15 protein-coding genes and 1 tRNA gene are annotated in these 17,283 nt (G+C 67.5%); 9 read left to right on the top strand and 7 right to left on the bottom strand.

Annotated features, from left to right (window positions below; all coding sequences use genetic code 11):
• Positions 1 to 3: 3 nt before the first annotated feature.
• The 4 genes from fmt (at position 4) to AC5P7R_RS08330 (ending at position 5,404) form a co-directional block, all read left to right on the top strand.
• Positions 4 to 927 carry a methionyl-tRNA formyltransferase gene (fmt, locus tag AC5P7R_RS08345; protein WP_111113035.1) on the top strand — a complete coding sequence of 308 codons (924 nt, stop codon included), beginning with the start codon at positions 4 to 6 and terminating at the stop codon, positions 925 to 927.
• Between the two features lie 3 nt (positions 928 to 930).
• Positions 931 to 2,262 carry a 16S rRNA (cytosine(967)-C(5))-methyltransferase RsmB gene (gene rsmB, locus AC5P7R_RS08340; protein ID WP_021203239.1) on the top strand — a complete coding sequence of 444 codons (1,332 nt, stop codon included), beginning with the start codon at positions 931 to 933 and terminating at the stop codon, positions 2,260 to 2,262.
• A gap of 23 nt (positions 2,263 to 2,285) precedes the next feature.
• The gene (locus AC5P7R_RS08335) at positions 2,286 to 3,995 is read left to right on the top strand and encodes an ArnT family glycosyltransferase (protein WP_111098729.1); all 1,710 of its coding nucleotides are present in this window, start codon (positions 2,286 to 2,288) and stop codon (positions 3,993 to 3,995) included.
• Positions 3,996 to 4,147: 152 nt separating this feature from the next.
• A complete protein-coding gene (locus AC5P7R_RS08330; RefSeq protein WP_021203240.1) occupies positions 4,148 to 5,404 on the top strand; it encodes an O-antigen ligase family protein in 1,257 nt (418 codons plus the stop codon).
• 30 nt (positions 5,405 to 5,434) lie between these two features.
• Here AC5P7R_RS08330 and AC5P7R_RS08325 read toward each other — a convergent pair whose 3' ends face one another.
• Entirely contained in the window at positions 5,435 to 6,241 is an 807-nt protein-coding gene (locus tag AC5P7R_RS08325; protein WP_021203241.1) for a glycosyltransferase family 2 protein, read from the bottom strand.
• Between AC5P7R_RS08325 and AC5P7R_RS08320 the strand changes: the two genes are divergently transcribed.
• A complete protein-coding gene (locus AC5P7R_RS08320) occupies positions 6,240 to 7,298 on the top strand; it encodes a CDP-glycerol glycerophosphotransferase family protein (RefSeq protein ID WP_478436048.1) in 1,059 nt (352 codons plus the stop codon). The genes AC5P7R_RS08325 and AC5P7R_RS08320 overlap by 2 nt on opposite strands.
• 130 nt (positions 7,299 to 7,428) lie before the next feature.
• On the opposite strand, the gene AC5P7R_RS08315 is transcribed toward AC5P7R_RS08320, so the two are convergent.
• The 4 genes from AC5P7R_RS08315 to AC5P7R_RS08300 all read right to left on the bottom strand — a co-directional run bounded on the left by AC5P7R_RS08315 (position 7,429) and on the right by AC5P7R_RS08300 (position 11,662).
• Entirely contained in the window at positions 7,429 to 8,967 is a 1,539-nt protein-coding gene (locus tag AC5P7R_RS08315) for a PH domain-containing protein (RefSeq protein WP_111098727.1), read from the bottom strand.
• Positions 8,964 to 9,464, bottom strand: a complete 501-nt coding sequence (locus AC5P7R_RS08310) for a PH domain-containing protein (RefSeq protein WP_478436047.1) — start codon at positions 9,462 to 9,464, stop codon at positions 8,964 to 8,966. Before AC5P7R_RS08310 ends, AC5P7R_RS08315 begins: the two co-directional genes overlap by 4 nt.
• A 75-nt stretch (positions 9,465 to 9,539) precedes the next feature.
• Positions 9,540 to 10,676 (bottom strand): GTP cyclohydrolase II RibA, encoded by a 1,137-nt coding sequence (gene ribA / locus AC5P7R_RS08305; RefSeq protein WP_478436046.1) that lies wholly within the window; start codon positions 10,674 to 10,676, stop codon positions 9,540 to 9,542.
• 65 nt (positions 10,677 to 10,741) lie between these two features.
• Complete coding sequence (locus AC5P7R_RS08300; RefSeq protein WP_019660770.1) at positions 10,742 to 11,662, bottom strand: lauroyl acyltransferase; 921 nt, start codon at positions 11,660 to 11,662, stop codon at positions 10,742 to 10,744.
• Between the two features lie 60 nt (positions 11,663 to 11,722).
• Here AC5P7R_RS08300 and dtd point away from each other — a divergent pair, with 60 nt between their 5' ends.
• The 4 genes from dtd (at position 11,723) to AC5P7R_RS08280 (ending at position 15,965) form a co-directional block, all read left to right on the top strand.
• Positions 11,723 to 12,163: a D-aminoacyl-tRNA deacylase gene (gene dtd, locus AC5P7R_RS08295; RefSeq protein WP_019660769.1), complete on the top strand. Its 441-nt coding sequence runs from the start codon at positions 11,723 to 11,725 to the stop codon at positions 12,161 to 12,163.
• Between the two features lie 91 nt (positions 12,164 to 12,254).
• Positions 12,255 to 14,108: an RNA polymerase sigma factor RpoD gene (gene rpoD, locus AC5P7R_RS08290; protein WP_019660768.1), complete on the top strand. Its 1,854-nt coding sequence runs from the start codon at positions 12,255 to 12,257 to the stop codon at positions 14,106 to 14,108.
• Between the two features lie 256 nt (positions 14,109 to 14,364).
• Positions 14,365 to 15,765 carry a type II toxin-antitoxin system HipA family toxin YjjJ gene (gene yjjJ, locus AC5P7R_RS08285; RefSeq protein ID WP_478436045.1) on the top strand — a complete coding sequence of 467 codons (1,401 nt, stop codon included), beginning with the start codon at positions 14,365 to 14,367 and terminating at the stop codon, positions 15,763 to 15,765.
• A 124-nt stretch (positions 15,766 to 15,889) separates the two neighbouring features.
• Positions 15,890 to 15,965: transfer RNA gene (locus AC5P7R_RS08280), tRNA-Ile, on the top strand.
• 108 nt (positions 15,966 to 16,073) lie between these two features.
• Here AC5P7R_RS08280 and AC5P7R_RS08275 read toward each other — a convergent pair.
• A complete protein-coding gene (locus AC5P7R_RS08275) occupies positions 16,074 to 16,586 on the bottom strand; it encodes a hypothetical protein (protein ID WP_146256811.1) in 513 nt (170 codons plus the stop codon).
• A complete protein-coding gene (locus AC5P7R_RS08270) occupies positions 16,583 to 17,110 on the bottom strand; it encodes a hypothetical protein (protein WP_019660765.1) in 528 nt (175 codons plus the stop codon). Before AC5P7R_RS08270 ends, AC5P7R_RS08275 begins: the two co-directional genes overlap by 4 nt.
• Between the last annotated feature and the right edge of the window lie 173 nt (positions 17,111 to 17,283).

The following is a 17,283-nucleotide window of genomic DNA, read 5'->3' as shown; positions in this document are numbered from 1 at the left end:
GCCATGAGGATTGTCTTTGCCGGTACGCCGGAATTCGCGGTGTCATCGCTGCGCGCGGCTGCGCGCCATCATGAGGTCGTGGCCGTCTACACCCAGCCTGATCGTCCGGCCGGCCGTGGCCGTGGCCTGGCGCCGTCGCCGGTCAAGCTGGAAGCCGTGGCCCGTGGCATTCCGGTCTACCAGCCGGAGTCGCTGAAGGACGCGGCCGCCCAGCAGCAGCTGCGCGACCTGCAGCCGGATCTGATGGTGGTAGTGGCCTATGGCCTGATCCTGCCCAAGGCGGTGCTGGCCATTCCGACCCATGGCTGCTGGAACGTGCATGCCTCGCTGCTGCCGCGCTGGCGCGGTGCCGCGCCGATCCAGCGTGCGATCCAGGCCGGCGATGCGAAGACCGGCGTCTGCCTCATGCAGATGGAGGCCGGCCTGGACACCGGCCCGGTGCTGCTGCACCAGGAACTGCCGATCGCGGCCACCGATACCGGCGGCCAGCTGCATGACAAGCTGGCCGAGCTTGGTGCCCAGGTGTTGTCCGATGGCCTGGGCCTGCTGCGCGCGGGCATCAAGCCGATCGCGCGGCCGCAGCCGGAACAGGGCGTGACGTATGCGCACAAGCTGGACAAGGCCGAAGCCAGGCTGGACTGGGCGCAGGACGCCGGCGCGCTGGCGCGTACCGTGCGCGCGTTCAATCCGTGGCCGATCGCCGAGGCAACGCTGGCCGGCGAACGCGTGCGCATCCATGGCGCGGTGGCACTGGAGGCAGACCACGGCCAGGCGCCGGGCACGGTGCTGGCCGCCGGCCGTGATGGCATCGACATCGCCTGTGGCCAGGGCGCACTGCGCCTGCGTGTACTGCAGCGGGAAGGTGGCAAGGCGATTACTGCGGCCGACTACCTCAACGCCCGCCGCGATCTGCGCGTGGGAGCATAAGCGGTGTCGAAGCAGAACGATTTCTCCGTCGCCAAGGCGGCGCCGGGAGCGGCCACGCGCATGCTGGCCGCACGCGTGCTGGCACAGGTGTTCACCCGTGGCCGGTCGCTGAAGGCCGAACTGGCCTGGGCGCTGCCGAAGCTGGCCGACAGCCGCGACCGCGCGCTGCTGGAAGCGCTGTGCTTCGCCGTCCTGCGCCGCCGCAGTACCTATGACGCGGCGCTGCAGTCGTGGATGCAGAAGCCGCTGTCGGCGCGTGATGCCGACCTGCGCACGCTGCTGATGGTCGGGTTCGCCCAACTGGACGTGCTGGCGTTGCCGGCGCACGCGGCGTTGTCGGCCACGGTCGATGCCGCGCGTGCCCTGGGTCGTGAGCGCCAGGCGGGCCTGGTCAATGCGATCCTGCGCCGCGCGCAGCGCGAAGGTTTCCCGGAACAGCCTGCGCGCGATGCCTTCCCGGCGTGGCTGGCCGATGCCGTCGAGCGCGACTGGCCGGCCCAGGCCGAGGCGATCTTTGCCGCCAGCCTGCAGCCGGCGCCGTTGTGGTTGCGCGCCAACCGCCAGCAGGGCGGCCGCGACAAGGCACTGGCGACGCTGGCCGAAGCTGGCATTACCGCGCAAGCCAGTCCGCTCAGCGCCGACGCGTTGCGCCTGGCCTCGCCGGTTGCCGTGAATCAGCTGCCCGGCTTCGCCGAAGGCGCCATCTCGGTGCAGGACCTGTCGGCGCAGTGTGCGGCCGACGCGCTGGCCCCGGCGGCCGGTGCCCGCGTGCTGGACGCCTGTGCGGCCCCCGGTGGCAAGTCGGCGCACCTGCTGGAGCGCGACCCCGGCCTGCGCCTGCTGGCGCTGGATATCGACGCGCGCCGCCTGGCCCGTGCACGTGACACCTACGTTCGCACTGGCGTGGGCGAGCATGCGCAGACCCTGGCTGCCGATGCCAGTGATCCGGGTGCCTGGTGGGATGGCGTGCCGTTCGACGCGATCCTGCTCGATGCCCCGTGCTCGGCCACCGGCGTGATCCGGCGGCAGCCGGATGTGATGTTCCACCGACGTGCCGAGGATATCGATGCGCTGGTCGGTGTGCAGGCCCGCCTGCTGGAGGCCTGCTGGTCGATGCTGCGTCCGGGCGGCGTGCTGCTGTATGCCACCTGCTCGATCCTGCGTGCGGAGAACATCGACCAGGTGCGGGCGTTCCTGAAATGGCACCCGGACGCGGTGGCAGAGCCGCTGGATGACCGATTCGGCCTGGACTGCGAGGGAATCGCGCGCCAGCGACTGCCGGGTGACAGCGATGCTGACGGATTCTTTTACGCGCGTCTGCTAAAAACAGCCTGACCCCCGCTGACGTTCCGAGTCCCATGCTGAATTCCCGCGCGTCGCGCGAGACGTGGTTGTTCGTGGCGATGGCCCTGCTGCTGCTGGGGGCCGGGCTGGGCCTTCGTGATCCGTGGCCATCGGACGAGCCGCGCTTTGCGCTGGTGGCCAAGCAGATGGTCGACAGCGGCCACTGGCTGTTCCCGCACCGCGGTACCGAGTTGTATTCGGACAAGCCGCCGATGCTGATGTGGTGGCAGGCTACGCTGTACGGCCTGGTCGGGCAGTGGCGCGTGGCCTTCCTGCTGCCGTCGCTGCTGGCGGCACTGGGTACGCTGTGGTGCGTGGTCGACCTCGGGCGGCGGCTGTGGACACGGCGGGTGGGGCTTTACGCCGGCTGGGCGCTGCTGTTCGCGCTGCAGTTCACCTTCCAGGCGAAGAAGGCGCAGATCGATCCACTGCTGCTGCTGTTCATCACCCTGGCCAACTACGGCCTGCTGCGCCACCTGTTGCTGGGACCAGGCTGGCGCTGGTGGTGGCTGGGCTGGTTCTTCGCTGGCATCGGCGTGATCACCAAGGGCGTGGGCATGCTGGCGCTGCTGATGATCGTGCCGGCGGTGACCGCTGCGGTACTGCAATGGCCACGGGTGGCACTGCACGCGCGCGATGCCCGCTTCTGGCTGGCGCCGCTGGCCTTCCTGCTGGCGGTGTCGTTGTGGCTGGCGCCGATGCTGCTGGCCGGTTTTGCCACCGGTTCGGACGAATACCGCGCGTACATGGACGACATCCTGTTCCAGCAGACGGCGCGTCGCTATACGCACTCGTGGGACCACCACCAGCCCTGGTGGTACTTCCTGGCGATCATGCCGTCGATGTGGATCCCCGCGTTCCTGCTGCTGCCGTGGGCGCTTCCGGCTTGGTTGCGGCGGCTGCGCCGGCGCGATCCGCGCTATCTGCTGCCGCTGTCCTGGTGGTTGATGGTGGTGCTGTTCTTCTCGATCCCCGACGGCAAGCGCGATGTCTACATCCTGCCGGCGCTGCCGATGTTCTGCCTGGCGCTGGCGCCGTTGCTGCCGGGGCTGCTGAAGCGGCGCGATGTGCAGGCCGTGGTGGGAGTGTTCACCGGCCTGCTGTCACTGGGCCTGGTCCTGGCTGGCGCGATGGCGGTGCTGGGCGACCCGGCCTTCGAGCTGCGCCTGACCCACAGCCGCGGACTGGCGCCCGGCGCCGTCGACGCGCTGGCCTGGACGATCCTGGCGATGGGCGTGTGGGGCGCATTGAGCCTGCTGGCCTGCGGTCGTCGCCGGCATCTGGCGCTGGTGTCGACCCTGGCGATGGTCTGGGTGCTGTACAGCCTGGTCGGCTACCCGCTGCTGAACGATTCCAGTTCCGCCCGCGGCCTGATGCGCACGGTTGGTACACGGCTGGGCCCGGATGCCGAGCTTGGGCTGGTGGCCTGGAAGGAGCAGCATCTGCTGCTGGCCGACCGCCCCGCAGCGACCTTCGGTTTCGAGTCGGACTGGGACGAGCAGCTGATTGCGGCCACGCGCTGGCAGCGGCTTGCGCCCGAACGCCGTTGGTTGCTGGTCCACGAGTACGCAATGCTGTCGTGCGTCGACCGCAGCCGCTCTGAACTGGCCGGCGTAGCCAACCGGCGGCGCTGGTGGCTGGTGCCGGCGACGGCGGTGAAGGTGCCCTGCGTGGTCACCGCAGAGGAGCGGGAACGTGAACGGCGTCTGCAGGAACATGACTAGTCCCCCCCTTCCTGCTTGTCCAGTCTGCCCAAGCGGGGTCAAAGGCAGTAAAACAGCAGGCCGGGATGGCCTGCACCGCCCCTTCCCGTTCTTTCCAGCCGATTGCAGCGATACTTCCCGACGTGCCAGCTTCACCGGACAACCTGAACCTCATGGCCGGCGATCCGCTGGGCGTTCCCGCCGGCGGACGTCAGCGGGTGGCGCATGGGCTGGCCCAACTGGGCCTGTTCTGCCTGCCGGCACTGGTGCTGACCGTGCCCATCAACCTGTTGCCGTATGGCCTGCTGCTGCTGCTGAGCACGCTGCTGGCGCCGGAGCTGCTGTGGCGCGCGCGCGGGATGGCCGGCCAGCCGGTGAAAGTGCTGGCCTGGCTGATGCTGGCGGTGCTGGCGCTCGGCCTAATGTCGGTAGTGTTGTTCGAGCAGGGCCTGCGTGACGTCGACAACCGGTCGCGGTTCGTGGTGATCCCGTGGATCGCGCTGTGGGTCTGCGCGCTGCGTCCCGACGTGCGGTGGCTCTGGTACGGATCATTGACCGGCCTGCTCGCCGCCTTCGCGATGTCACTGTGGCAGGTGCTGGGTGGCGCCCCGCGCGCAGAGTTGTTCACCAACGCCATCGTGCTGGCCGACATCGTGATGGTTTTGATGGTGCTGCTGGTGTTCTGTCGCCCGTCGCGGCGCTGGTCGCTGGTGATCCTCGGCATGGCGGCCGGCTGCGGCACCATCGTGCTGACCGGCAGCCGCGGTGTGTTCGCCGCCTTGCTGGCGCTGCTGGTGGTGCTGACGTTGAGCCTGCGCTGGCGCACCGGCGCGGCGCGCCTGTCGGTGCTGGCAGGCATGCTGGCGATCGGTGCGACCCTGCTGCTGTCGGTACCGGAACTGCGCCACCAGGTCCGCCTGAGCGAGCTGCACAGTGACGTGCAGCGGATGGAGTTGGGCGACAGTGATTCTTCCGCCGGTGCCCGCGTGGAACGCCTGCAGGTGGCCTGGGAGACCTTCCTCGACCACCCGCTGGTGGGTGTTGGCATCGGTCATTTCGACAGCGCGATGCTGCGCGTGCCGGTCTGCCGTGAGAACCCGGAAGAGTTGCGTTGCCACCTGGGGCATGCGCACAACGATGTTGCCGAATGGGCAGCGACCCAGGGCGTACCGGGCCTGCTGCTGTTGCTGGCGGTGTATGGCATCCCGCTCTGGTTGTTCGTGCGCCTGCATCGCCGCAGCGGACGGTCGACCTTCCGGGGGCCGGCCGCAGCCGGCATCATGCTGGTGATCACCTACGCACTGTGCGGCCTGACCCAGTCGATGTTCGCGCACCAGATGACAGCCAGTTTCTACGTGACCCTGGTCGGCCTGCTGACCGGCCTGTCGATCGTCGAGGGCGCGCGCCACCGGGCAATCACCGGGGCGTGATCCAGCGGCGCCCCGGACAGGGCCGGGCGATCAGGGGTTCGGCGGGTCAGCCACGGCCTGGCCGTTGCCCAGCATCCACAGCATGATGGTTTTCTGCCGCACGTAGTTGGCGCGTACGTAGGCATAGACCAGTCCATGCCAGCCGTCGCGGAAGCCGCCACGGAACAGGAAGCCGCGCCAGAACCGCCAGGCCGGCGCCAGCACCAGCTTGCCCAGCGTGGCCCGCTTGCCGCGTGCGAACTCGTGCTCGGCCATCATCCGCGCGTATTTCTCGGTCTTGGCCAGCTGCTGCTGCAATGAGCGGTACGGATAGTGGACCAGGTCGCCACGCAGGGTACCGACGCTGCCGTCGACGCTGGCAGCCTCGTGGATCTCGCGCTTGCCGCGCCAGCCGCCCTGGCGGCGGTCGAACAGGCGCAACACTCGGTCCGGGTAGGCGTTGCCATGGCGCAGGAACCTGCCGAAATACTCCGACAGGCGGGCGAAACGGTAGCCGGCATGGCCGCTGAAGCCACTGTCGCGGGCCTGTTCGATGGCCGCGCGCAGTTCCGGACTGATCCGTTCGTCGGCATCCAGGCACAGTACCCAGTCGTGGCGGGCCTGCTCGACGCAGAATGCCTTCTGGCTGCGGAAACCGTCGAACCGGCGCTGCAGAACACGGGCGCCGGCAGCTTCGGCGATGGCGACGGTGGCATCGGTGGAGTACGAGTCCACCACCACGATCTCATCGCAGAACGCCAGCGAGGCCAGGCAGTCGCCGATGCGCCCGGCCTCGTTGAACGCGATAATGCACGCCGAGATGCGAGGCCGTTCGATGGGAGCGGTCGTGGAGGACATGATGGCCGGGTACCTGTTGTTTGCGACGGAGCGCTATGCGCTGCCTATTCTCGCCCCGTTGGCGCAGGCCTTGCACGCATCCGGGCAGGAGGTAGCGGCCTGGTTCGAGGACGGCGTGGCCGGCAGCAGCCTGCCGGGGGTGCCCAACGTGGGCCTGAAGCAGGCCCTGGCCCTGCGTCCGCGGGCGGTGTTCAGCGCGGCCAACTGGGTGCCGACGTTCCTTTCGGGCGCCAAGGTGCAGCTGTTCCATGGCTTCAACGTGGAGAAGCGGGACAGCGCGCGCGGCCACTTCCGGGTGCGCGGCATGTTCGACCTGTACTGCACGCAGGGGCCGGCCACCACCGCGCCGTTTCGTGAGATCGCGGCCCTGCAGGGCCACTTCGCGGTGGCCGAGACGGGCTGGCCGAAGCTGGATCCGCTGTTCCGCGACGATGGTGGCGAGAGCGCCGCGCTGCGCGCCGCCGCTGGAGGACGCCCGGTGATCCTGTTCGGTTCGACCTTCACCGAGCGCCTGAGCGCAGCGCCGCACCTGCACCCGCAGATCGCCGCCGATATCGCCGCCGGTGACCATTACTGGCTTCTCACCCTGCACCCGAAGTGCCCGCAGGACCTGTTCGAACGCTACCGCGCGCTGGCCGGTGCCAATGCCCGCTTCATCGAGCCGGAGCAGGTGATGGCCGCGCAGCGCGCCGCCGACGTGCTGGTGTCGGATACCTCGTCGATCGTTTCGGAGTTCATCGTGCAGCACAAGCCGGTGGTGACCTTCCGCAACCGCGTGCCCAAGCCACACATGATCGACTTCAATGATCCTGCGCAGCTGCAGGCGATGCTGACGCGTGCGCTGCACCCGGACGCGGCGCTGCAGGCGGAGATCGTGCGCTATGCCGACGCCATCCATCCGTACCGCGACGGCCTGTCCAGCGAGCGGGTAATCGCGGCCACCGAGGATTTCCTGTCCGGTGAAATGGGCGCGCTGCGGCGCAAGCCGTTCGGCAGCTGGATGCGTGATCTGCAGATCCGCAGGGACCTGGGCTATTGGGGCCCGTCGCAGCGGTAAGCCGAGCATTGGCTCGGCTCTAGAGTAGATCCATGCCGTGCGTGGATGCGCGCCCCCGCTCGCGGTAATGCCGGCCGCTGGCCGGCAAGCTCGGGGATGTCTGCGGTTGCCGGCCAGCGGCCGGCACTACCTACCAGCGCAGCTTGCGCCGCGCCAGCGCTGCAGCCAGCTGATCCATCACCTGCTGCGCCTGTGCCTGCGGCAGATGGTGCAGGGTCAATGCCACATCGCCATGCGCGCCGGCAGTATCCAGCTGCAGGCTGCTGGTGCCCAACAGCTTGTCCAGCGGCGAGCGCAGCAGGCGCAGGCCCTGCACCTTGTCCAGTTCGGCCCAGCGCCACCAGCGCTTCCACCAACCGCCACGCACTGCCACGTAGTGCTCGTCCAGGTGCCAGGCCATGCGTGCCATCTGCCGATGAGCGACCAGCAGCGCCACCGGCAGCCACGCCAGCACCAGCAGGCCCCATGGCCCCCAGCGCCAGTACGCGGCTGCGGCCAACAGGGGTACCAGCAGCAGCGTTCCCAGGCACAGCCGCCACCAGCCACGCTGCGGAATGGAGTGCCATTGCGTCGGCGGCCACTGCAGCTGAGGCAACAGGTGCTGCACCAGCTGCTCGCAGCGCGTCGCCTGGGCCAGTGGTGCCAGCTCGCGCAGGGCGCGGTCCTCATCGCGCGCAGGGCCACCGGCAGCGCTGTCGATGCGCAGCTGGCGCAGGCCGAACCAGCGATGCAGGGTGGTTTCGCGCAGCGTCCAGGCCTGGATGCGGCGACGCGCGACACTGCTGCGGGTGCGGCTGAGCAGACCGGCGGAGACGGTCAGGCGGCGATCCTGCTCGCTGAGGGTAAAGCCGTGATAGCGCAGCAGGGTCAGTACCACCGACAGCACGCGCAGCGCCAGCCAGCCCAGCAGCAGTGCGGCGGCCAGCAGCAGGAAAGCGCCTGCTACGCCGGGGTGCAGGTGGCTGGCGTAACCGAAAGCCTCGCGGCCACCACGTTGGATGGCTTCGTCCATCACCGGCCGCGGCACGGTCTGGAACAGCACGCCGAAGGCGGCAACCGCCAGTGCCCAGCCCCGATTGGAGAGCAGGCCCATGCGCATCACGTCCCAGCTGGACAGGCGCAGCAGGACGTGTTCGGTGTCGGCCACGGTGACCGCAGGCGCGGGGACAGCGTCGGCGGCCTGTGGTGCCTGCCCGCGCTGGCGCACGAGACGTTCCAGCGCCAGCGCCTGGTCCAGCTTCAGCACTCGCATTTCCGCTTCGGGGCGCACGCCGCCGGCCGACTCCAGGCGCAGCTCGGCCACGCCGAACAGCCGGTGCAGCGGATTCTGCCGCACTTCCACGTTGTGGATGCGGGCGAACGGAATCTCGCGCCGGTTGCGCGCAAGCAGACCGCTGCGCACGGTGATCGCATCGCTGCCGATGCGGTAACGGTAGCTGAGGTACTGCAGCACCGAGACCAGGACCAGCGCGGCGATCGCCGACAGTGGGATCAACTGCGCCCACATCGGATCGTGGGCGCCGCGCTGACCGAATACCAGCAGTGCGACCAGCGGCAGGAAGTAGTGGCGCAGCTGCATCAGCAGCACGAACAGCCATGACCACGGGTGCAGGCGGTGGTCCTCGCCACCGGCGCGCAGTGCTGCAGGCAGAGGCGGTGGCAGGCTCACAGGGCGTCAGCGTCCTGGTCGAGCTGGTGCGAAAGGGTGTCGCGCAGACGCTCGGCGTCGGTTTCATCCAGGCCGCTCACGGTTACCGCGCTCATGCGGGTGCCGGCGGTATGCACGATCAGCGTGGCAAGTCCTGCACGGCGTTCCAGCGGGCCCCTGCGCAGGTCCAGGTGTTGTACGCGCGAAATGGGAATACGGGTTTCCAGCTGCCACATCAGGTCTCGCCGCAGGCCCAGGCCCTGTGCGTCCAGCCGCCAACGGGTGCGGACCAGGCGGCGGTGGCTGAGCCATGCGCCACATGCAGCCCCTGCCAGCAGCCCGAGGGCGGCGACCCACGCGCCGCCGGTTAGATCGAAGAACCACCATGCAGCCGCCAGCGGCAGGCCTGGCGCAAACAGGCCGCCGAAAGCGCCTTCCAATGCCGCCAGCCGCGCGGCGCGGCGCGGCAGCGACTGCCACGCGTCGGCGGGCGGAGCGGTCAGGGAGATGTCGGTCACGCGGGCTCCGTCAGGTGGCAGGGCGAGCGGTGGCGGCGGTAGCCGCACCGCGCAGACGGTAGCAGGTCGGCTGCGTTACTGGGCAGCCTGGATCAGCGCATCCACGTCCAGCAGATGTCCTGCGCGATCGGCCTTGGTGCGCAGGTAGTGCTCGTTCTCGGCGGTGATCTCGCCGGTGACCGGAATGCAGTCCAGTACCTCGATGCCGGCATTGCGCAGGCGCTGTGCCTTGGTCGGGTTGTTGCTGAGCAGCGCCACGCGCGAAATGCCAAGGCCGTGCAGCATGGCCACCGCACTGCCGTAGCGGCGCTCGTCGGCGCCGAAGCCGAGCTGCGCATCGGCGTCGATGGTGTCCAGGCCGTCGTGCTGGTAGCCGTAGGCACGCATCTTGGCTGCGATGCCGGTGCCACGGCCTTCCTGGTCCAGGTACAGCAACACGCCGCCGCCCAGCTCCTTCAGCTTGCGCAGGCCGCGCCGCAGCTGGTCACCACAGTCGCACTTGAGCGAACCGAACAGGTCGCCGGTCAGGCATGAGGAGTGCACGCGCACCGGCACCACCGCCGACAGGTCCGGTTCGCCGACGATGATCGCGACCTGGTCGCGCTGGGCCACGCCGCCGCGGAACACCGCGAAGGTGGTCATGCCGACGTCGCGCAGCGGCACCGGCGAACGCGCCACCAGTTCGTAGTCGTGGGCTGCATGTGCTGCGCCTTCGGCCAGGTCGCACAGGGCCACCTCGGCGGCACCCTCGAAGGTGCGGTCATCAACGTCCAGGCGTACCGCCACCATCGCCGGCAGCAACAGGCCCAGGCGGGCCAGCTCCACCGCGCCGGCATCGAAGGCATCGCCCGCCGTCCAGCCGTCGGGCATCGGGCCCGGCTCGCGCAGGTAGCCCAGCGAGGGGAGGGCATCGAAGGCAACGCCGGCCAGCGGCAGGCGTGCGCCTTGCGGGGCCTCCACGCCGAGCACGCGGGCGCGGGTGGCGGTCAGGAACAGGTAATGCCGCTCGCGGGCGGCATTGGCGAAGGCAGCGAAGCTGCTGGCCGTGGCGCTGTCCAGCGCGATCACCGCCAGGCGCTGGCAGTGGCCATCGTGGAGCAGCACCGGGCGACCGGCGCGCAGTTCGGCCACCGCGCGCTCACAGCGGATCGCGGCCGGATCGCCGAACAGGGAAGAAGCAGCAGGCATGGCAGGACCGGGGGAGGCGGACATCGCAGTCTCTATGGGGGCGACGGCGTCGTATTCAACGTGTTGCGGCCAGTGGTCGCAGGCGGCTGTCAGTGGGGGTGTTCCTCAGTTGCGTACGGGTCTTCCTCGCCGCTGCCCGGCGGCCGCAACGTATAGCGCTTGTAGGTCCACTGGTACTGCGCCGGGTCGCGGCGGGCGATGCGCTCGATGCCGGCGTTGAGTGCGGTGGCGGCCACCTGCGGGTCCGGGTCGGCCACGGCCGGGTCGGTCGGTTCGATGTGCAGGGCGAATTGCATGTCCGGCCCGATGCGCTCGCACCAGCCGTACAGCACGGTGGCGCCGGTGCGCTCGGCCAGTCGGTTGACCAGGGTCATGGTCAGCGCCTGCACGCCGAAGAACGGCACGAACACGCCGTCGCCGGCCTTGGGCTGCTGGTCGGGCAGGATGCCGGTGGCACCGCCGTCCTTGAGCACCTTGAACAGCTGGCGCACGGCCGGACCCTCGGCGCGCACCTGCTGCACGTTCTGGCCGCCGCGCACCAGCTGCAGGAAGGCATCGCTGGCCTCGTCCTCCGGCGGCTTGTAGACGATGGCGATCTGCCCGCGCGAGGCCAGCCACTGGTTCAGCAGCTCCCAGTTGCCGAAGTGCGGCGCGGCCACGATCACGCCCTTGCCGCTGGCCAGGGCTGCGTCGTACAGGGCCTCGCCGTGGCGCTGCTTCAGATGCAGGCGCAGGTTGTCGGCCGGCCTCTGGCTCCACAGCCGCAGGGTCTCGATGGCCTGCAGCGCGGTGGAGCGCAGCAGATCGCGGTGCAGGCGGTCCCGCGCGGCACTGTCCAGGTCGGGGTAGGCCAGTTCGAGGTTGCGCCGGGTGACACGGCTCTCACGGGCATTGAGACGGATCCAGGCCCACGCCAGGGTGCGCGCGAACGCCCGCAGCAGCGGCCAGGGCAGGCGGGCGAACAGGGTGGTGGCGCGGTGGACCAGCCGGGCTTTGCGTTGCGGATTCATTGGCGCCAGTTTAGCCAAGGGCGCTGCTATCGTGGCCGGCCCTGTTCATTGGAAGCCCAGATGCTCGTCCTGATCCAGCGTGTCAGCCAGGCTGCTGTCCATGTAGATGATGAAACCGTGGGCCAGATCGGACCAGGCCTGCTGGCGCTGGTGGGCATGGAGCCGGGCGATACCGAGGCCCAGCTGCGACGGATGGCCGAGCGCCTGCTGGGCTACCGGGTGTTCGCCGACGAGGCCGGGAAAATGAACCGGTCGCTGCGTGACACCGGCGGCGGCCTGTTGCTGGTCAGCCAGTTCACCCTGGCCGCTGACACCCGTTCGGGCATGCGGCCGAGCTTCACCAGCGCCGCAGCGCCGGAGGAGGCTGAACGCGGGTTCAATCAATTTGTCGAGATCTGCCGTGAAAATCACGCGCCAGGGGTGGAAACAGGCCGGTTTGGTGCCCATATGGTCGTCAGCCTGGTCAATGACGGTCCTGTGACCTTCCTTCTCCGGCCCTGAGCCTGCGGGACCACCGCCCGGCAGGCGGGGCCCCGGGCTGGTATAATGCTACGTTCCCTATTTCCTACCCAGCCGGTGGCGCGAGCACTACATGGCCAACGAACGTCCTGCCCAATCCGAAATCAAGCAACTGATCAGCAAGGGCCTGGAACAGGGCTACCTGACCTACGCCGAAGTCAATGACCATCTGCCGGACGACATGGTCGACCCGGAACAGATCGAAGACATCATCGGCATGATCAACGGCATGGGCATCGATGTCCATGAAGTTGCGCCGGATGTGGAAACCCTGCTTCTCAACGACGGCAACACCGGCAACCGCGAAGTCGATGACACCGCGGCCGAAGAAGCTGCCGCCGCGCTGAGCGCGCTCGACACCGAAGGTGGCCGTACCACCGACCCGGTGCGCATGTACATGCGCGAAATGGGCACCGTCGAGCTGCTGACCCGCGAAGGCGAAATCGCCATTGCCAAGCGCATCGAGGAAGGCCTCTCCCAGGTCCAGGCCGCGCTCGGCCAGTTCCCGGTGTCGGTCGAGTCGCTGCTGAACGACTACGAAGCCCACAAGGAAGGCAAGAAGCGCCTGGCCGAAGTGATCGTCGGGTTCAATGATCTGGTCGACGAAGAGCCGGCGCCGCCGGCGGTCGCTGCCGATGACAGCAGCGATGCCGACGCCGAAGGTGACGAGGACGAGGACGATGATGTCGAGGGTGGCGAGGAAGAAGCCGCACCGACCGGTCCGGACCCGGAGGAAGTCGCCGCGCGCATGCAGGCGCTGAGCGATGCCTTCAATGCGTTCAAGAAGGCCGCGACCAAGGGCGACAAGAAGAACCTGCCGCGCCTGCGCGAAGAGATGTCGGCGGTGTTCGTCACCCTGAAGCTGCCGCTGCCGCTGACCGACGTGCTGACCAAGCAGCTGCGCGACACCATGGCCGACATCAAGTCGCATGAGCGCCGTGTGCTGAACCTGGCCACCGTCACCGCGCGCATGCCGCGCAAGGACTTCATCCGTTCCTGGGAAGGCAACCAGACCAACCTGGAATGGGTGGAAGACGCACTGAAGCGCAAGCAGAAGTGGTCGTCGGCCCTGCGCGAAGTGAAGGACCAGATCATTGCCGAACAGCAGGCGACGATCGACATCGAGAAGCTGACCCAGCTGGACCTGGAAGAGCTGAAGGAAATCAGCCGTGCCATGGCCTACGGTGAAGCCAAGGCGCGCAAGGCCAAGAAGGAAATGGTCGAGGCCAACCTGCGCCTGGTGATCTCGATTGCCAAGAAGTACACCAACCGCGGCCTGCAGTTCCTGGACCTGATCCAGGAAGGCAACATCGGCCTGATGAAGGCGGTGGACAAGTTCGAATACCGCCGCGGCTACAAGTTCTCGACCTACGCCACCTGGTGGATCCGCCAGGCGATCACCCGCTCGATCGCCGACCAGGCGCGCACCATCCGTATCCCGGTGCACATGATCGAGACGATCAACAAGTTGAACCGCATTTCCCGCCAGATGCTCCAGCAGTATGGCCGCGAGGCCACGCCGGAGGAGCTGGCCAAGGAAATGGACATGCCGGAAGACAAGATCCGCAAGGTGATGAAGATCGCCAAGGAGCCGATCTCGATGGAAACCCCGATCGGTGACGACGAGGATTCCCATCTGGGCGACTTCATCGAGGACACCAACGTGGAGTCCCCGATCGAGAACACCACCAACATCAACTTGTCTGAAACCGTGCGCGACGTGCTGGCCGGCCTCACCCCGAGGGAAGCCAAGGTGCTGCGCATGCGCTTCGGCATCGACATGAACACCGACCACACGCTGGAAGAGGTCGGCAAGCAGTTCGACGTGACCCGCGAGCGCATCCGCCAGATCGAAGCGAAGGCCCTGCGCAAGCTGCGTCACCCGAGCCGCTCGGAGCAGCTGCGCAGCTTCCTGGATATCGATTGATATCCGGCGATGGCTGATGTGTTGAGAGAAACCCCGCTTCGGCGGGGTTTTTCTTTGCCACCACATCCCTGTAACGCCCCGCCAGTGCTCGGAAGAGCCATATAATTACGTAACAAATAATGTAACAAAGATCCGCGTCGAAGCTGGCGCTTCGTGAATATGTCCATTATTTTCAGGCTCATAGATGCAAGGTCGTGCTTGCAGTCCCGTTTTTTTGATGCTAATTACGTAACAAGCTTCGTATTACGTAATGCACATGCCACGCGCTCAACGCCCACAGGTATTGGATCTGATCGCTCAGCTGGCCCCCGGCCAGCCGCTACCAGCCGCGGCGCTGGCCGAGCGTCTGGGGGTGGACCGGATGGCGCTCAGCCGGCTGGTGGCCGCCAGTGGCCCGCAGGTGGTGCGCATGGGCAGAACGCGGGCAACCGCCTATGCGCTGCGGCGGCCCACCCGGGCAGGCAGCGAATGGCCGCTGTACCGGCTGCGCGAAGATGCGACGCTGGAGGAGCTGGGGCGGGTAATTGCGCTGGTAGGAGGCGGCTTCCATGTCGACGCCGGGCCTGACTGCCCGAACCTGCGACGCGCGCCCGAAGGTGACGTTGCTGCCTTCTTTCCTGACTTACCGTGGTACCTGGATGACCTGCGACCGCAGGGATTTCTTGGTCGCAGCTTCGCCCATGGCCGTGGGCAGGCGCTCGGCCTGCCGAAGGACCTCAAGGGCTGGCAACCGGACGATGTGTTGATGTCCCTGGTAACCGCTGGCGGGACTGAAGCGGGCGATCTGCTGCTCGGTATCGCCGCCGTGGAGGCGGCGATGGATGCGTTGCAGGCGCCGATCGATCGGGTTGCGGCCGACGATCGTCTTGCACAGTATCGCGAGCGTGCGCGTGCTGCGCTGGACGGAGAGGATGTGGGCTTCTCGCCGGGTGGCGAGCAACCCAAGTTCACCGCCACCGTGGAGGTCCACGGCAGGCGCCGCTCGGTGCTGGTCAAGTTCGCGCAGCCCGATGAAGGCGCCGCCGCCCAGCGCTGGAGCGATCTGCTGGTCTGCGAACATCTGGCGCTTGAGGCCCTGCGCCAGTCCGGACAAGCCGCGGCGTCCAGTGAACTGCTGCAGTCGCCCACGCACACCTTCCTGGAAATCGAGCGCTTCGACCGCACGCCCGATCTGCTGGGGCGGCGAGGCTTGGTCTCGCTGCTGTCGCTATCGTCTGCGTTCACCGGCGAGGTCACCCCAGCGTGGCCGGTTGCAGGCGCCGAACTGCGTGATCAAGGCTGGCTGACGGCCGACACCGTGCAGGCGATGGGCCGACGCCACGCGTTCGGGCGGCTGATCGGCAACAGCGACATGCACCACGGCAACATCGCCTTCCACTTCGTTGATCGCGGCCCGCTGCCGTTGGCGCCGGTCTACGACATGCTGCCGATGTCGCTGGCGCCGTCAAAGCTGGGCGTGTTGCGCGCGGACGAGCCGCTGTCGCCGGTCGCACCGCTGGGCAGTGGTGATCTGCAGCATCTGCGCTGGGCGGCACCGGTGGCTGAAGCATTCTGGCAGTGCGTGGCTGTTGACGGGCGGATCCAGTCGCCAGCAATGCGGTCATTGGCGGGGGCGAACGCCGAGCGGGTGCGGGAGATGGGCGCGCGGTTTGGGTGAGCCAGCTGTTGCGCAAGCCTGGGCGCGCGGCGTTGCGCAGCGATGGCTGAGGGTTTTTCAGTGTGTCTTGGCGCCGGCGGGTAGCCGGTTGAGCGCAGGCTCCACTACACTGTGGCGCTGCGCCGGGCCTATAGCTCAACGGTTAGAGCAGGGGACTCATAATCCCTTGGTTCCAGGTTCGAATCCTGGTGGGCCCACCAATTGAACGTCCAGCAAAGTCCAGTGACGACGCCCCGATGGCGTCTGGCTGGTGCGTCAGGGGCGCCAAGGGCAGCACCTTGCGGCGATGCCCTTTCATTGTGGTGCCCTCAGGATCGTGGCAGATTCTCGATAGGACCAACGCGACCGGGCGGGGGCGGCTGACAGTTGCCGAAGCACCCGCCACCACCGGGGAACCAGCCGCCGATCCCGCCACCACCGCCAGTGCTGCCACCACCACCACCGCCAGACGGGGGTGTCGAGGCGAAGCTGTCCTCGGTGCCGCCTGACTCTTCTGCCGACTTCCCGCACGGCTTGCTGACGGTGATCATGCTTGAGCCGGTCATCATCATGATTTTTGTTTTGTACATGACGTTGCCGACGAAGGACGTGTTGCGCCATGCATCCGCACCGAACGTCCTTTCAGCGGTCTCATCCAGCTTCTTCAGGAATGCCCGGTTGGGCGCATCTGCGGATGAGGCACCGGCTTGCTTGGCCGCCGCGATATCCTTCAGGTCGACCGATATCGAGAACGGGAGCATTGGAAGAACGGTGCAGGCCAGAGCAACACCGGCAACGGTGAAAGCAGCGGTGGCCAGGACGAATTTACTTGCAGGTTTCATTGCCATCCTTGCGAGTTGTCAACGGGGAACGGGCGGTAATCGGGAACGAACGGGACGCCGGTTCGTTCCTGGTAGAGCTGGTTGAATGTGGCATTCAGACGAAGCGCTTCGGCCTCCCCCTGCATCCGCTCTTCGATAGTGAGCGGTGCAGAGAACATGATTTCCCTGCCAAGCGCGGCGGAAGGGTCTGCGCGCATCTCCAGGACGCGCGAAACCGCGTATGCGTTGATGTTTCCCGCTCGACCGGTGGATGCGAAATGAGTCGCAAGCAGTTGCAGTGCAAAGTAGTTGCCGTCCACTGCGGACGACATCATCCGGTCCAAGGCGGTTCGATCGGGCAGCTTTCGCGAGTCCAGCATGGTGCGCGCAAGCTTGTCGCCGCCGTGGGCGGCTTGTTCCAGCAACGCATCGGGCGCGCTGGAATAGGAAGCCCACTGCGCGGTATTCGGATAGCCGTGTTCATCCAGCCAGCGTTGCTCCTCGCGGCTACGCCCATCAAATGGATCATCGTCCTTGGGTTCCATTCCATCGCGATTCTGCGGAACACCAGGAAACAGCATGCTCGTGCTGTTGGCAGGCCGTAACGCGGGTGACGCAGCCGAGGGTGTCGGCGCAGAAGGATCCTTGCGCTGCCCGCCCGCCTGTTCAACGTTCGGTGCCGTTTGCGAGGACTGTGGCGTGGGGCGAAGGAGGAGAA

It is taken from the genome of Stenotrophomonas sp. YJH_SMC_27 (genome assembly GCF_059369815.1).
Note: the sequence above shows the minus strand (reverse complement) of the source record. Positions and strands in the feature narration are given on the sequence as shown.

Coding starts and splice junctions, on each gene's coding strand:
- fmt (WP_111113035.1), top strand. CDS start 4: ATGAGGATTGTCTTTGCCGGTACGCCGGAATTCGCGGTGTCATCGCTG.
- AC5P7R_RS08335 (WP_111098729.1), top strand. CDS start 2,286: ATGCTGAATTCCCGCGCGTCGCGCGAGACGTGGTTGTTCGTGGCGATG.
- AC5P7R_RS08330 (WP_021203240.1), top strand. CDS start 4,148: ATGGCCGGCGATCCGCTGGGCGTTCCCGCCGGCGGACGTCAGCGGGTG.
- AC5P7R_RS08320 (WP_478436048.1), top strand. CDS start 6,240: ATGATGGCCGGGTACCTGTTGTTTGCGACGGAGCGCTATGCGCTGCCT.
- AC5P7R_RS08325 (WP_021203241.1), bottom strand. CDS start 6,241: ATGTCCTCCACGACCGCTCCCATCGAACGGCCTCGCATCTCGGCGTGC.
- ribA (WP_478436046.1), bottom strand. CDS start 10,676: ATGTCCGCCTCCCCCGGTCCTGCCATGCCTGCTGCTTCTTCCCTGTTC.
- AC5P7R_RS08300 (WP_019660770.1), bottom strand. CDS start 11,662: ATGAATCCGCAACGCAAAGCCCGGCTGGTCCACCGCGCCACCACCCTG.
- dtd (WP_019660769.1), top strand. CDS start 11,723: ATGCTCGTCCTGATCCAGCGTGTCAGCCAGGCTGCTGTCCATGTAGAT.
- rpoD (WP_019660768.1), top strand. CDS start 12,255: ATGGCCAACGAACGTCCTGCCCAATCCGAAATCAAGCAACTGATCAGC.
- yjjJ (WP_478436045.1), top strand. CDS start 14,365: ATGCCACGCGCTCAACGCCCACAGGTATTGGATCTGATCGCTCAGCTG.
- AC5P7R_RS08275 (WP_146256811.1), bottom strand. CDS start 16,586: ATGAAACCTGCAAGTAAATTCGTCCTGGCCACCGCTGCTTTCACCGTT.
- AC5P7R_RS08270 (WP_019660765.1), bottom strand. CDS start 17,110: ATGGAACCCAAGGACGATGATCCATTTGATGGGCGTAGCCGCGAGGAG.